Origin of the sequence: Celeribacter naphthalenivorans (genome assembly GCF_020524585.1) — a bacterium.
Lineage (GTDB): Bacteria > Pseudomonadota > Alphaproteobacteria > Rhodobacterales > Rhodobacteraceae > Celeribacter > Celeribacter naphthalenivorans.
On the sequence record NZ_JAIVLK010000006.1, the window covers coordinates 82,022 to 95,898 of the forward strand.

The window sequence follows — 13,877 nt, forward strand, 5'->3', positions numbered from 1 at the left end:
CTTTCTAAGAGGCCAGAACAACGCTAAGAGGGCTCTCATGACAGAGCCCTCTTTTTCTTTTCCGACCATCCGACTCAAACCCAAAGCCAACGCGCGGGCCATTCGCCACGGCGCGCCTTGGGTCTATGACAACGAATTGGTCACCGATCGCCGCACCAAATCCATCGCGCCGGGCACCATCGCCCGGCTCGAAGACAATGAACGCAATTTCCTTGCCCTCGTGGCGGTCAATCCGAACTCGCGCATCTTTGCCCGTGTGTTGGATCGTGCCGAGGAGGCCGAGATCAACACGGCCTGGTTCGCGGCCCGGATCGCCACCGCGCTTGCGCATCGCGAAACGCTGTTCGATCAGCCGTTCTATCGCCTGATCCATGCCGAGGCCGATGGCCTGCCGGGTGTGGTGGTCGACCGCTTTGGCGACACCTGCGTGGTGCAACCCAACGCCGCCTGGGCCGATGTTTTGATCGATGCGCTGGCCGAAGCGCTGCGACAGGTGACCGGCGTCACCACCGTGGTGATGAACGGGACGGGCCGCGCTCGTGGCCTCGAAGGTCTTGAAGAGACAGTGGAAATTCTCTGCGGTGGGGTCGAGGATTTGATCCCCGTGCCGATGAATGGCGCGACCTATATGGCGGACCTCATGGGCGGCCAGAAAACTGGGTTGTTTTACGACCAGCGCCCGAACCATGCCTTCACCCAGCGACTGGTCGCGGGCAAAAAGGTTTTGGACGTGTTCTCTCATGTGGGCGGTTTTGCTCTGGTGTCGCTCGCAGGCGGCGCGGCCTCGGCCCTGTCGGTCGACAGCTCTGCTGCCGCTTTGGAGCTGGCCGAAAAAGGCGCTGCGGCCATGAGTAAGTCCGACGTCTTCGCGACCCGCAAAGGCGATGCCTTCGACGTGCTGGCCGCTTTGGCCGAAGAAGGCGAAACCTTCGATGTGGTGATCTGCGATCCGCCTGCCTTTGCGCCCTCGAAACCGGCCTTGGAAAAGGGTCTGCGCGCCTATGAACGCGTCGCCCGGATGGCGGCACCTCTGGTGCGCGAAGGTGGTTACCTCGGGCTGTGTTCCTGTTCGCATGCCGCCGATCTTGATAGCTTCCGCACCGCGTGTAACCGCGGGATCGGGCGCGGTGTCGGTCATCTCGGCCGCTCGGCACAGCTCATCCACACGGGCTTTGCCGGCGCCGATCATCCGCTCATGCCGCAGCTCGCGGAAAGCGGCTACCTCAAGGCGCTGTTCTACCGGGTCCTGCCGTGAAAGTTCTGTTAGATGCCTGCGTGCTTTACCCGACGGTGATGCGCGAGGTGCTTTTGGGCGTCGCCAAACGTGGGCTCTACACACCTTTGTGGTCGGCGCGCATCTTGGAAGAATGGGCGCGCGCGGCCCGCAAACTTGGGCCCCAAGGCGAGGCGCAGGCACGCGGCGAAGTGGCGCTCACGCGTGCGGCCTTTCCGAAAGCAGAAGTCAAAGAACACAAAGGTTTGGAAGCGCGTCTTTACCTAAAAGACGAGAATGACATTCACGTGCTCTCCGCCGCAATCGCAGGTGGGGCTGAGGCGATTGTCACGATGAATGCGCAGGATTTTCCCCGCCATGTTCTGGCCGAGGAAGGGCTTGAGCGTTGGGACCCGGACGGGTTTCTCTGGCGGCTTTGGTCGGATCATCCCGAGGCTGTGGCTGAATCTGTCGAAGAGGTGCGCCAAGAGGCGGAGCGCCTGTCGGGTGAGGCGTGGGATGTGCGGCGTTTGATGAAAAAGGCGCGGCTTCCGAGGCTGGGCAAGGCGCTCAGCTGAGTCGCTTCACGACCATTTCGCCTCATTGGCCTCAATGGCTTTGATCCGCTCCTCGGTCTTCGGGTGGCTCATCAGCCAAGCAGGCGTCGAGGCGCCATGCGCGCCGGTCAGCTTGGGAAGTTTTTCGAATAGAGATTTCTGCGGTCCGGTGCCAATCCCGGCCTTTATCAAAAGCGCTGTGGCATAGGCGTCGGCTTCATATTCGTCGGAGCGCGACAGTTTCGCGGCCAGCATCTGGGTCAACCACATGGCGATATAGCCGCCGATGACGGGGATAAAGCGCGACAGGATCATCGCAAGCGCGGTGCGCAGCGCATTTTGGCCGGAAAAGTCGATCATTCGACGTTTTGAATGGCCCAGTGCGACATGGCCCAGCTCATGCGCGATGACGGAGGCCATCTCCGTGTCGGTGATCTGTCCACTGCGGAATTTTTCGTAAAATCCGCGGGTGATGTAGACTTTGCCATCGGGGGCGGCGAGGCCGTTCACCGGGTCGATCTCGTAGAGAAACACCCGCACACGGGGCAGATCGAGCGCTCGCGCCAGCTGCGCGAACACTTTGGACAGCGCCGGATCGGCCAGCTCGGAGGACTTCGCTTCCAGTTCCCGCACGGTGCGACGGGCGGAAAAATGGTACATCGCGAAGCCCAGCAGGAGGGCGAGGAGGATGGGAGTAAATCTCAACATGGTGTGAATATGGGGGCTGGTGAGAGCTGCGCCAAGGCTTAACGGCCGAGGAGTTTCATGCCACGATCCAGACCTTCGAGCGTCATCGGCACCATGCGATCTTCGAAAATCTCGCGGATCATGGCGATGGATTGTGTGTAATTCCAATGGGTCTCCGGCACCGGATTGAGCCAAAGATGATCGGGCCAGGTCTCCCGCGCGCGGGTCAGCCAAGTCGCGCCCGCTTCCTCGTTCCAATGCTCGTTGGCGCCGCCGGGAATGGCGATTTCATAGGGTGACATCGAAGCGTCGCCGACGAAAATCACTTTATAATCCTTGCCATAGGTGTTCATCACCTCGCGAGTCGGGATTTTCTCGCCCCAGCGCCGGATGTTGTCGCGCCACACACCTTCGTAAAGACAATTGTGGAAATAGTAATATTCGAGATGCTTAAACTCACTGCGCGCGGCGGAAAACAGTTCCTCGACCACTTTGATATGATCGTCCATCGAGCCGCCGACATCGAAAAACATCAGGACTTTCACCGCATTGTGCCGCTCGGGTCGGGTTTTGACGTCGAGATAGCCGTGTTCGGCGGTGGAGCGGATCGTGCCGTCGAGATCGAGTTCCTCATGCGCGCTGGTGCGCGCCCATTTGCGCAGGCGTTTCATCGCCAGTTTGATGTTGCGCGTGCCGATCTCGACCGTGTCATCGAGATTGCGAAATTCCCTTTTGTCCCAGACTTTTACGGCGCGACGGTGACGTGACTCTTTTTGCCCGATGCGCACGCCTTCGGGATTGTAACCATAGGCGCCGAAGGGCGAGGTGCCGCCCGTACCGATCCATTTGTTGCCGCCTTGATGCCGGCCTTTTTGTTCTTCGAGCCGCTGTTTGAGCGTCTCCATCAGCTTGTCAAAGCCGCCGAAGGCTTCGATTTCGGCCATTTCTTCGGGGCTGAGATGCTTCTCCATTTCCTTGCGCAGCCAGTCCTCTGGCAGGTCGAGCGCGTTTAACACTTCGTCTGAGGAAATCTCATCAAGGCCTTGGAAGGACTTGGAAAAGGCGCGATCAAAGCGGTCGAGGTGACGCTCGTCCTTGACCATGGTGACCCGCGCGAGCAGGTAGAAGTCTTCGATGTCGTAGGTCGCAAGACCGGCCTGCATCGCCTCCAAAAATGACAAAAACTCCCTCAAAGAGACCGGCACGCCTTCGTGGCGCAATGTCTCGAAGAAGGGCAGGAACATGGTTACACCATACGGTCGAAGAGGACGCCGAAGAACAGGCCGAGAATACCGAAGATCAACGCGTAAACGACCATATATTGTAGCTTGTCGGCCCGGTTGCCGCCGCGTTTGCTGGCCAGTCGCCAGCCCCAAATGCCCCCTAGAAGGGTTAATACCACCCCGATCATGTCTCGCTCCCTCGCTTTCGGGGTCCGGTGCGCCGTTATTGCGCCAGGGAGGCGATTTCGGCGGCGCGGGTTCGGACCACGTCATCAGAGCCAAAGCCATAGCGTGCCCAGCCCAGACTGTCGAGACGGACGCTACGGGCTTCGCTGACGCGGCCCAGTTTGTCGAGGGCTTCGGCCTCTGTCATCATGAGAGAAGCGAGGAGGGCGGCGTTTTCGGCGTCGCGGGCCGCCGAGATGGCGCTGGCGGAGATCTCATAGGCGGCCTCATAGCGGCCTTCGGAGAGCGCCAGCGCGGAGAGCTGCATGGCCACATGGGCGGAATGAAAGCGGGTTTCCGGACGGGCGTCGTAGATGCGTTTGGCCTCTGTCAGAGCGAGCTGGGCGCTGGCGCGGTCCGTGGCAATCGAAAGCCGCCCCAAAAGGAACCACGAGAACCCGGCGCGCGTGTCGCTCCAACCCTCAGCGCGCGCAATGGCGACAGCGGTTTTGGCGGCGTGCAGGCGCGACGTCAGAGAGCCGCTGCCCATTGCGTCCATGGCGGCCTCGGTCCAGGCGCGCGGCGTGATTTGCACGGGTGGCGTGGCCCCCGTGGCGCCAGCGGGGTTGATCCGGGCGAGAATGCCGGGCAGGGCGCGGGCGACCTCCGCGCGGCTCATGCCGGAGCGCAGCTCGGGCGCATAGGTGGCGCGCAGGATCAGCATGTCGAAAGGCGTCAGCACCGAATGGATGTTGTCGTCGTTGTAAACCGAATCCGGCAGGCGGTAGAGATCGTTCAGCGGCCCCAGCGCCTGCGCCAGTTCCTCGTGCAGGCAATCGCGGATTTCCTGCGGCGCGGTGTTGGTCGGGATGAAAATCGACAGGCGCTCGCGGGTCGTGACCTGCGTCCAACTCAGCGCGGCACGGCGGGCATGTTTGAATTCATCCCAGCTGGAGACATTGGGCACGACGATACAGGCGGTGTTGGGGGCGCGCCGCGACAGCTCTGCTTGGGTCAGCGTTTCGATGGTGATCGCGGCCGGTTGAGTGGCGGGTACGCGGGTGATCGATATTCCGGCCTCGCGGTCGAGCCGGGTCAAAAGCCGGGACAGATCGTGGGTCAAGGAGACAGGCACAGAGTCGCCCGTGATGCGCAGCGTGATCGGGCCTTCGAACCGGGTGAAGCGATCCAGCGTGGCGCCGGTTTCAAGCGCGAAGCTCAAATCAAGAAAATCCCGCGCAATCGAGGCGTTAGAGCGCGATGTTGGCGCAGGTCGGCCGTCAGAAAACACCTTCATCGGTGGCAGGTCGAGCATGTCAGAAGATGCGCGCGCAGAGGCGGCTGCTGCGCTTTGCGGCGGGCTCATACAGGCGCTCAACACGGTCAGGCTGCACATCAGGGCGGCAAGCGGACGAAGTTGGCCCTTGGTTTTCTTGCTGTGCACAGCAATGGCGTGACGCGTCAACATCCGGACCCTTTTCATCTGTCTCAATCAGGTCTGAGTAACCTGTGAACTGTGGCAATTCTAAGGCAGCGCCCCGAGGCCGCCAAGACCTTTCAAGGCGTAAATCAGCCGCGTTGATATTTGATGAAGGGCGTCAAATCCCCGATCCGGTCGTAGAGTTTGCGCGCGGTTTCGTTGAAATGCTGGGTCGTCCAATAGACACTCGGGGTGCCGTTTTCATCGGCGACTTTATAGACGCCTTCGATCAGCGCCCGTCCCGCACCGGTGCCGCGGGCGGCCTCGCTGACGTAAAGGTCCTGAAGGTAGCAGACATCTTCGATACGCCAGTTGTGGGCATGGAAAATGTAATGCACCAGACCGATCAGCTGCCCGTCTTTCTCTGCCACCAAAGCGCCGCGCTCTTTGGCTTCCGGGTCGGTCAGGCGCGCGAATGTGGCGTCATAAATCTCCGGGCCCAGCTCGCTTTCGTAAAACGTCAGATAGGCGCGCCAAAGCACGTCCCATTGCGCGCGGTCTTCGGGGGTGAGGGGGCGGATGGTCAGCATGATCGGTCTCCTTGACGTTGATTATGAGCTACGGCGAAGGGCGCATGTGTGCAAGGTGCCACCTTCCTTGGTGAAAAACGATTTGCCGATTTCCTGTCCGTTTGCCGTCTGGCGCGCCTAAATTTCAGGCGCGTGGCGGGCAGGGTTGTGACGCTTTGCCCCTCTGCGGGTGATTTCAGAAGACGCGGCAATTCATCAAACTGTTAGATTTGAAAGAGAAGATACGCGAACGACTGCAACGGAGTTCAAGATGACCCAAACCACCCCCAGTGACGCCCATATCAGCGAAGCGGCCTATTTCATGTGGCTCGAAGAGGGTATGCCCGAGGGGCGCGATGAAGCCCATTGGTTGAAAGCGATTGAGGTGCTGAGCGTGCCGGAAGCGGCCCCCGCGAAGGCGCCGCGCAAGCGTGCTTCGCCCAAAGCCGCCCCCAAAACCGCCGCGGCCAAGAAAACGGCCGCGAAAAAGCCCGCCGCCAAGGCCACCACAGCGGCGAAGAAGCCGCGTGCAAAGGCGGTTCCCAAAGCGGAGTAAGACTAAAGCGTTTTTCGTTTAATCTGAATCAGATTGAGCGAAAAACGTTGCCACACTGAATTGATATTGCTGCGTTTCCCAAAAATTGAGTGCCTCAAGTTTTTTGAGAAACGCTTTAGCGTCTCTGCCCGCGCGCCAGAAACGCCAGACGTTCGAACAGGGCGACGTCCTGTTCGTTCTTCAAGAGCGCGCCGTGAAGTTTCGGCAGGGCATTCACCCCATCGCGTTTCAAATCCTCGGGCGACAGGTCTTCGGCCAGCAAAAGCTTGAGCCAATCCAGAACCTCGGAGGTCGAGGGCTTCTTTTTCAGCCCCTGCGTGTCGCGGATCTCGTAGAATTGCGTCAATGCAGCCGTCAAAAGCTCTGATTTCAGCCCCGGAAAATGCACTTCGACGATCTGTTTCATCACCTCTTGATCGGGGAAACGGATGTAGTGAAAGAAACAGCGGCGCAGGAAGGCGTCCGGCAGTTCTTTTTCATTGTTCGAGGTGATGATCACAACGGGGCGTTGACGCGCAGAAATCGTCTCGCCTGTCTCGTAGACATGAAACGCCATCTTATCGAGCTCCTGCAAGAGATCGTTCGGAAACTCGATGTCCGCCTTGTCGATCTCGTCGATCAGCAAAACCACCTTCTGATCCGCCTCGAAGGCCTGCCAAAGCTTGCCCTTCTTGATGTAATGGCGCACGTCCTCGACGCGCGGATCACCCAATTGGCTGTCTCTGAGACGCGACACCGCGTCGTATTCGTAAAGGCCTTGCTGGGCGCGGGTGGTGGATTTGATGTTCCACTCGATCATCTCAAGCCCCAAAGAGCTTGCGACCTGCCGCGCCAACTCGGTCTTGCCGGTGCCCGGCTCGCCTTTCACCAGCAAAGGCCGCTCAAGGGCGATGGCGGCATTGACCGCGACGGTCAGATCATTCGGGGCGACATAACTGTCAGTGGATGCGAATTTCATCGGGAAATAACCCCTGTTGTTCTGAGATTGAGCGAGATCATAACGCGAGGGGGGAAAGGTGCAATACGACAGAGATTGTGACGTGACATCCCCGATCAAACGGGGTAAACGGACCCCAATTGGAGGGCGCCTGATGGCTGACAATACTGAGACTGCGGCCGAAGGCACGACAGAGGTGAGCACGATGAAGGCTGAGGTTTTTCTGGCTGATGATTATCGTCCCGCAGAGGACGAACCGTTTATGAACGAGCGTCAGCTCGAATATTTCCGTCGCAAACTTTTGGCCTGGAAAGCGGAGCTTTTGGACGAAAGCCGCCATACCATCGAAGGTCTGCAAGACAGCACCCGCAACATCCCGGACATCACCGACCGCGCGTCGGAGGAAACCGACCGGGCGCTGGAGTTGCGCACCCGGGATCGTCAACGCAAACTGGTGACGAAAATCGACGCCGCGCTGCGCCGGATCGACGAGGGCGAATATGGCTATTGCGAAGTGACCGGCGAGCCGATCTCTCTCAAACGCCTCGATGCCCGCCCGATCGCCACGATGACGCTGGAGGCGCAGGAGCGTCACGAGCGTCGTGAAAAGGTCCATCGCGACGACTAATCCCTTCGGGATCGTGCGACGACTGAAGCGGGTTCGCCTCGCGGCAATTTGGCCCCGTGAGCCTGATGCAGAAATGTGAGAAACACCGGGGGCAACTCTGGTGTTTTTTGTTTGGAGGGATATGCCGGTGAAGGGGAACAGATCATGCTGATCGGTCAGGATATTGCGGTTTTGGGCGCCGGTGTGGCCGGTCTTGCGGTGGCGCAGGCCTTGGCGCTGCGTGGCGCCTCTGTCACGCTCTATGAACAGGCCCCCGAGATCACCGAAGTGGGCGCGGGGCTCCAGATCAGCCCCAATGGCGCGCGGGTGCTCAAGGCGTTAGGCTTAGACGCCCCGTCCCGCGCGATGCGCGCCGAGGGTGTGCGGCTGATGGACGGCTATTCCGGTCGCGCGGTGCTGCACCTCGATTTCACCGCCACGCGTCCCGATGCCGATTTTCTCCTGATGCACCGTGCCGATCTGATCGGACTTTTGGAGGAGGGCGTCCGCGCGCTCGACATCGACATCCGCCTGTCTCACACCATCGACAGCATCCATGGCGATGCCGATGGCGTGACCTTGCAGTTTGCCGATGGCACTGAGGCGCGGCACGCGATTGTGCTGGGCGCCGATGGGCTGCATTCGAAACTCCGCCCGATGCTCAACGGCCCCGCAAAGCCGTTCTTCACCGGTCAGACTGCCTGGCGCGCCACGGTGCCGGCGCTTGGGAATGAAGAGCCCGTCGCGATGGTCCATATGGCGGCGGGGCGGCATGTGGTGAGCTATCCTTTGCGCGGCGGAAGTTTGGTTAATATCGTCGCCGTCGAGGAGCGCTCCGATTGGGTCGAAGAGGGCTGGCACCATGCGGGCGATCCGGCGGAGCTGATGCGCAATTTCGCCAATTTCGGCCCCGGTGTGAAAGGGCTTCTGAGCCGCGTCGAAGAGGTCTCGCGTTGGGGGCTGTTTCGCCATCCGGTGGCGCTGCACTGGCATTCGGAGCGGACGGCTTTGCTGGGAGATGCAGCCCATCCGACCCTGCCGTTTCTGGCGCAGGGCGCGAATATGGCGCTCGAAGATGCTTGGGTCTTGGCCGACTGCCTCGCGACCCTGCCGCTTGATCAGGCATTGCCGGCCTATCAGGCGCTCCGCCGCCCTCGCGTCACTCGCGTGATCGAGGCCGCGAATGCCAATGCGAAGAACTACCACCTGAAAGGCCCGAAGCGGTTTTTGGGCCATGCTGCGTTGCGGGTGGCCGGAAAAGTCGCTCCGAAACAGGCGGTGGAGCGGTTCTCCTGGCTCTATGATTTCGATGTGACCAAGGGCGTGTGAGCGCCTCCGGCGGGAGTATTTTCCGCAGCAAAGGAAACGAAAACGCCGCGCTCTCAAGGGGGCGCGGCGTTTGGAGTGTTGGGGGCTTAGGCCTCTTCGAGGGCTTTCACGATGCCGGAGAAATCCGCGGCCTTGAGAGAGGCGCCGCCCACCAGCGCGCCGTCGACGTTGGAAGTGGCGAAAATCTCTGCCGCGTTGGCGGGTTTCACGGAGCCGCCGTACAAAAGCGGAATGCCGTTGGCGCCGTCGCCGTAGCGGGCGATCAGAGTGGCGCGCATGTCGTCATGAACCTCGGCGATCTGTTCCAGCGTGGGAATTTTCCCGGTGCCGATGGCCCAGACCGGCTCATAGGCGATGACGAGTTTGGCCAGATCCACGGCGTCGGGTAGGGAGCCGGAGAGCTGTTTGCGGATCACGGCGAGGGTGTCGCCCGCCTCGCGTTGCGCCAGCGTTTCGCCGACGCAGACCACAGGCGCGAGCCCGGCCATGGTGGCAGCGATGGTTTTCTCAGCGACGATGTGATCGGTTTCGCCATGATCGGCGCGGCGCTCGGAATGGCCGAGAATGACGTAATCGGCGCCCGCATCCACGAGCATTTCTGCGGAAATGTCACCGGTGTGCGCGCCCGAGGTCTTCATGTGGCAATCCTGTCCACCGACATCGACTTTCGAGCCAAAGAGGGCTGCGGCCATCGGCGCGACCAGCGTTGAGGGCGGGCAGAGGAGGATGTCGACTTTCGGCCCGGGGAACATCTCGGCCAGCGCAGTGGCCTCCGCGAGGCTGGCCTTGACGCCGTTCATTTTCCAATTGCCTGCCGCCAGTTTGCGTGCCTTTTGAGCGCCCATGCGGAATCCTCCTTATGCAAATTCCCCCGCATCATTGCAGCCTTACGGGTGCAGTCAAGCGCGGGTTGACCGCTCAGGCCGGTGGTTGCGCAAAAGGTTCGGTCTGGCTGCATTTAAAGCGCATCCAAGGCCTGGCGCGCCCAAGCGCAGGCCTCTTGCGGATCATCCAACGCGGCCTCGGGCAGGGTCCAATAGTTAATGCCACGTCCGTTCTCCATTTCGAACTTCACGCTGCCCTCTGCGGCCAGATCTTTGGCAAAATCGCCTGCGGCCTTGAGGTAAACGCGTCCATCTGTGGAGAGGATCGCAAAGATTTGTCCGTCCGAATAGATCGACAGCCCGCCCATCATTTTGCGATGGGTGAGGTGGCCCAGAGAGCAATATCATAGACAAAGGCGATGTCGTCTTCGGTGACGGCCATTATTTGCTGGCGAGGCTTTCGTCGAATTTGATCGATTCACCACAGCCGCATTCATCGACCACATTCGGGTTCTTGAACTTGAACCCGGATTCCAACAGCGACACCTGATAGTCGATCTCGGTGCCAAAGAGGAACATCTGCGCCATGGGGGCGATCATCACCCGCGCGCCGTCCTGTTCGACCAGCTCGTCCAGAGGGTCGATCTCGGAGACGTAGTCCATGGTGTATTCCATGCCCGCACAGCCGCCCTTTTTGACGCCGATGCGCAGGCCCATGGAGCCGTCTTTCTCCATCAGTTTCGCGATTTGCGTGGCCGCGGCCGGGGTGATGGTCACCGCTTGTTTTCCGGGGATGCCGAACATGTGCGTGTCTCCTTTGAGAGCAATCTAGTCGTTCAGGGCCGAAATTCCAAGCGGGGGAAGCTGTGCGGCGATGAACAGCACGGCCAGCGTCACCGCGATGGCCCATCCGAAGGATGCGAGTGTACCGATGAAAATCAGTTCATACCGCTTTTCATTTGTCTTGCCCGTCTGAAATCGCATGACTGCTTTCGCTGCAAACAGGAAGCCGACAAGTTCGGGAAAGCCAGCGAGCATTCCGAGAAACGTGATGGAGCGCTCCAAATGTCCGATGATACGCCCGCTTTGAGCGTAGCCTTTGGATTTAGCTGCCGGCTGCAATTCTGCGATCAGTTTTTCGACGGCGATCCCTCCGGCCAAAATTGTGTAAATCGCGCCTGCGGTGAAAAGCATCGCTTTCGGCAGCCATGGGAGCGCGGCATAGGGGCCAGAGGTGAAGAGATCGGGGGCGATCAGGGCAATGAGAGCAAGGAGTGTGAGGTGCAGTGCCTGATCTGAGATGTGGGGGAGGAAGGTGTCGGAGAAGAACCGGGTCTTGATCGTGTCGATCACGATATGGATCAGGGCGAGGGCATAGATCATCGGAGAGGCGACCTGCCCGGTGGTGGCCATGGCGGTCAGAAGTACGATGAGAGCATGGAGGAAGAGGGTCTCGGGACGCGACTTTTCCTCGACCATCCATTCGGGCTGGAAGACGTAATCGGCGAGCACATGGGCAAGGAAGAGGGCGGCGAGGGTTTCAGCCATTATAATTACTTTCAAAGTTTTTAAGGGCTTCTAGTGTTTCGAAATGCCATGCCGCTGATAGAGATTTCGAAATCGCTTGCCGGGTTTTTCCGAGGCGTTGCGCAATCTCAGAGAGCGTAACATCTTGTTCTGGTTCAATTGCCAGAGCAAGAGCCTGAGCCTGTGTCGGGGTCCATTCTCTGGAGATCCGGTCGAGCAAAATTGAAGCCCCGTTTGCGTAGGCGTGTTCATTAAAGACCATCCGATGTTTCCATGACTTAGCGTGATCAAGAGCGCGCCCTGATGACACGAAAACAGGAAAATTAGCGCCATTCAGATTGACAGAAATTGGCTTTGCAACGATGCCTTCAGCCATACCGATATAGCTATCAAAATCGCGGCCCAATGCGCGAATAGAAGCCCTGAAGAACAACGCGGATCGCAGGGTATATTTCGGCTCGGCTAAGGCCACTTGCCAACCATCACCGCGATGTCGCGTGAAGTGGAGGCTTTGGCCACCCATCCAATCGGCTTGCATCTCGGCGCAGTCTTCCAGTGCGCGGAAGGCGCGTTCCACGTTTTCGGGACCGAGCCCGGTGGAATTGACCAGATCGCCAGTAAGGACGGAAATGGGGCGTGTTTCATCCATCATGATGCAGCCATTATAGGCTGCTTTTGTATAAATTGCACCCCAAATAGGTTGCATCTATCCAAAGCGCGCGCGCGTGGTCAGGGTTTCGGCCAGCGCCTCCAGCGCTGCGCGCACGGGTGGATCATGGCGGGCGTCGTGGTGGCTGACCAGCCATTCGTCATGGGTGAGCGCCTCGATCACGGGGGAGACCTGCATCAGCCCCATGATCTCGCGCCCGGAAAAGCACGGCAGGATCGCGCGGCCCACACCCGCCACGGCCATGTCTGTTGCGGAGCGGGCATCAGACGCGGTGGCGATGATTGCGTCGGGATAATTGGCGCGCAGCCAGCGTTCCGAGGGCGTGGTCGCTTGCCCCGCGTTCAGCGTGACATAGCCCGAGATGCGCGGATGGGCGGCGTATTCGGCGTAGGTGATCTGCGCCAGCTTGCGCCCGGCGAGCCAGCTTTGTTCGGGGCGGCGGTTGCGGATACCGATGTCGGCCTCGCGCCGCGCGATGTCGACATTTGAATTCGAGGCCAAAAGCGCGGGGCGCCAAGGGCTTGCGGGCGTCCAAATCTCCGACAGGTGCCGCGCCACGTAGCGCGTGGTCCAGCGCCCGGCGGTGATGCGGACTTCTGGGGCGTGATCGCGGTGCTGAAACCGGTGCAGCCGCGAGGCGGCCTCGCGCAGCGGCTCGGCTTCTTGCAACAGCGCCCGGCCTTCGGCGGTCAGCGTGTAGCCCCTGTTGCCACGTTCAAACAGGCGCTTGCCGAGGCTGCGCTCCAGCTCCGCCATCCGCCGCGATAGGGTCGGAAGCGACGCGCCGGTCACCTGTTCCGCGCCTGACAACCCGCCTGCATCAGCCACCGCCAGAAACAGCGCATAGTCGTCAAGTTTTGGCGTATCTTTCATTTTTGAAAATACCCTTGCGCAGTCGATCAGTATTTTGGCCCGTTTTCAAAAGGTATTCTGCTCTTGTTTTTCAATATTGCAAGAGGGATGTCGCGGTGCCGTTCTTTCCGATCAACCTGCCAAGGGTCGACCCGCAGGCCAAAAGCCTCTATCGAGACGAGTGCGACCATTATGAGGCGGCGTTGCAATGCCTCCGCGCCGAACGTCCACCGTGGTGGCGACGGTTGAGGCTATGGTTGAGGCCGGAAGGGGCGTCACAAAAAGAAAAGCGGCCCGAGTGAGCCGCTTTCAACATCGTTTATGAGGTGATCTTACATAAAGCCAAGCTCAAGCCGGGCTTCGTCCGACATCATCTCCATGCCCCAAGGCGGGTTCCAGGTCAGTTCGACATCGACCTGTTTGACGCCGGGCAGGGGCTCGATCGCATCGGCCAGCCAGCCGGGCATTTCGCCCGCCACAGGGCAACCGGGCGCGGTCAGTGTCAAAAGCACGCGCACCTCGTTTTCGTCATTGATTTCAATCGTGTAGACGAGACCGAGATCATAAATATTCACCGGAATTTCCGGGTCATAGACGGTGCGACAGGCTTCGACGACCGCTTCGTGCAGCGGGTGATCGGTGCTCGACGGTTTGATCAGCGGCGCCCCTTCGACGGGGCCATCCTGGGAGTGTGCTTCTTCGCTCATGCGCGCTTCCTCTATTTCTGAGGGAACATATAAG

General features: G+C 60.0%; 18 protein-coding genes. 5 read left to right on the forward strand and 13 right to left on the reverse strand.

Annotation, left to right across the window (positions count from 1 at the left end; genetic code table 11):
* Window positions 1-37: 37 nt before the first annotated feature.
* Both LC094_RS13820 and LC094_RS13825 read left to right on the forward strand, forming a co-directional pair.
* Window positions 38-1,255 (forward strand): RSP_2647 family RNA methyltransferase, encoded by a 1,218-nt coding sequence (locus LC094_RS13820; RefSeq protein WP_226553382.1) that lies wholly within the window; start codon window positions 38-40, stop codon window positions 1,253-1,255.
* A complete protein-coding gene (locus tag LC094_RS13825; protein ID WP_226553383.1) occupies window positions 1,252-1,791 on the forward strand; it encodes an RSP_2648 family PIN domain-containing protein in 540 nt (179 codons plus the stop codon). The genes LC094_RS13820 and LC094_RS13825 overlap by 4 nt, the downstream gene beginning before the upstream one ends.
* Window positions 1,792-1,797: 6 nt before the next feature.
* Here LC094_RS13825 and LC094_RS13830 read toward each other — a convergent pair whose 3' ends face one another.
* The 5 genes from LC094_RS13830 to LC094_RS13850 all read right to left on the reverse strand — a co-directional run bounded on the left by LC094_RS13830 (window position 1,798) and on the right by LC094_RS13850 (window position 5,855).
* Window positions 1,798-2,478: a M48 family metallopeptidase gene (locus tag LC094_RS13830; protein ID WP_226553384.1), complete on the reverse strand. Its 681-nt coding sequence runs from the start codon at window positions 2,476-2,478 to the stop codon at window positions 1,798-1,800.
* 38 nt (window positions 2,479-2,516) lie between these two features.
* Window positions 2,517-3,701 carry a vWA domain-containing protein gene (locus LC094_RS13835; RefSeq protein WP_226553385.1) on the reverse strand — a complete coding sequence of 395 codons (1,185 nt, stop codon included), beginning with the start codon at window positions 3,699-3,701 and terminating at the stop codon, window positions 2,517-2,519.
* A gap of 2 nt (window positions 3,702-3,703) precedes the next feature.
* On the reverse strand, window positions 3,704-3,868 hold the full coding sequence (locus LC094_RS13840; RefSeq protein ID WP_226553386.1) for an apolipoprotein acyltransferase: 165 nt from the start codon (window positions 3,866-3,868) through the stop codon (window positions 3,704-3,706).
* Between the two features lie 35 nt (window positions 3,869-3,903).
* Complete coding sequence (locus LC094_RS13845; protein WP_226553387.1) at window positions 3,904-5,313, reverse strand: DUF2927 domain-containing protein; 1,410 nt, start codon at window positions 5,311-5,313, stop codon at window positions 3,904-3,906.
* Between the two features lie 101 nt (window positions 5,314-5,414).
* Window positions 5,415-5,855 carry a GNAT family N-acetyltransferase gene (locus LC094_RS13850; protein WP_226553388.1) on the reverse strand — a complete coding sequence of 147 codons (441 nt, stop codon included), beginning with the start codon at window positions 5,853-5,855 and terminating at the stop codon, window positions 5,415-5,417.
* 250 nt (window positions 5,856-6,105) lie between these two features.
* Between LC094_RS13850 and LC094_RS13855 the strand changes: the two genes are divergently transcribed.
* The gene (locus LC094_RS13855) at window positions 6,106-6,390 is read left to right on the forward strand and encodes a DUF2934 domain-containing protein (protein WP_226553389.1); all 285 of its coding nucleotides are present in this window, start codon (window positions 6,106-6,108) and stop codon (window positions 6,388-6,390) included.
* A 115-nt stretch (window positions 6,391-6,505) separates the two neighbouring features.
* Here the strand turns inward: LC094_RS13855 and LC094_RS13860 are convergent, their stop codons facing one another.
* Window positions 6,506-7,348, reverse strand: a complete 843-nt coding sequence (locus LC094_RS13860) for an AAA family ATPase (protein ID WP_226553390.1) — start codon at window positions 7,346-7,348, stop codon at window positions 6,506-6,508.
* Between the two features lie 184 nt (window positions 7,349-7,532).
* Between LC094_RS13860 and dksA the strand changes: the two genes are divergently transcribed.
* Together dksA and LC094_RS13870 are read left to right on the forward strand one after the other, a co-directional pair.
* The gene (dksA, locus tag LC094_RS13865) at window positions 7,533-7,955 is read left to right on the forward strand and encodes an RNA polymerase-binding protein DksA (RefSeq protein ID WP_219784489.1); all 423 of its coding nucleotides are present in this window, start codon (window positions 7,533-7,535) and stop codon (window positions 7,953-7,955) included.
* A 144-nt stretch (window positions 7,956-8,099) separates the two neighbouring features.
* Complete coding sequence (locus LC094_RS13870) at window positions 8,100-9,263, forward strand: FAD-dependent oxidoreductase (RefSeq protein WP_226553391.1); 1,164 nt, start codon at window positions 8,100-8,102, stop codon at window positions 9,261-9,263.
* A gap of 86 nt (window positions 9,264-9,349) precedes the next feature.
* Here LC094_RS13870 and tpiA read toward each other — a convergent pair whose 3' ends face one another.
* The 7 genes from tpiA to LC094_RS13905 all read right to left on the reverse strand — a co-directional run bounded on the left by tpiA (window position 9,350) and on the right by LC094_RS13905 (window position 13,843).
* Window positions 9,350-10,108: a triose-phosphate isomerase gene (tpiA, locus tag LC094_RS13875; RefSeq protein WP_226553392.1), complete on the reverse strand. Its 759-nt coding sequence runs from the start codon at window positions 10,106-10,108 to the stop codon at window positions 9,350-9,352.
* Between the two features lie 113 nt (window positions 10,109-10,221).
* Window positions 10,222-10,458 (reverse strand): TfoX/Sxy family protein, encoded by a 237-nt coding sequence (locus tag LC094_RS13880; protein WP_264186500.1) that lies wholly within the window; start codon window positions 10,456-10,458, stop codon window positions 10,222-10,224.
* 70 nt (window positions 10,459-10,528) lie between these two features.
* Window positions 10,529-10,891, reverse strand: coding sequence for a HesB/IscA family protein (locus tag LC094_RS13885; protein WP_167602900.1), 363 nt, complete (start codon window positions 10,889-10,891; stop codon window positions 10,529-10,531).
* Window positions 10,892-10,915: 24 nt separating this feature from the next.
* Complete coding sequence (locus LC094_RS13890; RefSeq protein WP_226553393.1) at window positions 10,916-11,635, reverse strand: DUF3307 domain-containing protein; 720 nt, start codon at window positions 11,633-11,635, stop codon at window positions 10,916-10,918.
* Window positions 11,628-12,266, reverse strand: coding sequence for a MarR family transcriptional regulator (locus LC094_RS13895; protein ID WP_226553394.1), 639 nt, complete (start codon window positions 12,264-12,266; stop codon window positions 11,628-11,630). The genes LC094_RS13890 and LC094_RS13895 overlap by 8 nt, the downstream gene beginning before the upstream one ends.
* Before the next feature lie 54 nt (window positions 12,267-12,320).
* Window positions 12,321-13,157, reverse strand: a complete 837-nt coding sequence (locus LC094_RS13900) for a LysR family transcriptional regulator (protein WP_226553395.1) — start codon at window positions 13,155-13,157, stop codon at window positions 12,321-12,323.
* A gap of 311 nt (window positions 13,158-13,468) precedes the next feature.
* Window positions 13,469-13,843, reverse strand: coding sequence for an SUF system Fe-S cluster assembly protein (locus tag LC094_RS13905; RefSeq protein WP_226553396.1), 375 nt, complete (start codon window positions 13,841-13,843; stop codon window positions 13,469-13,471).
* Window positions 13,844-13,877 lie beyond the last annotated feature (34 nt).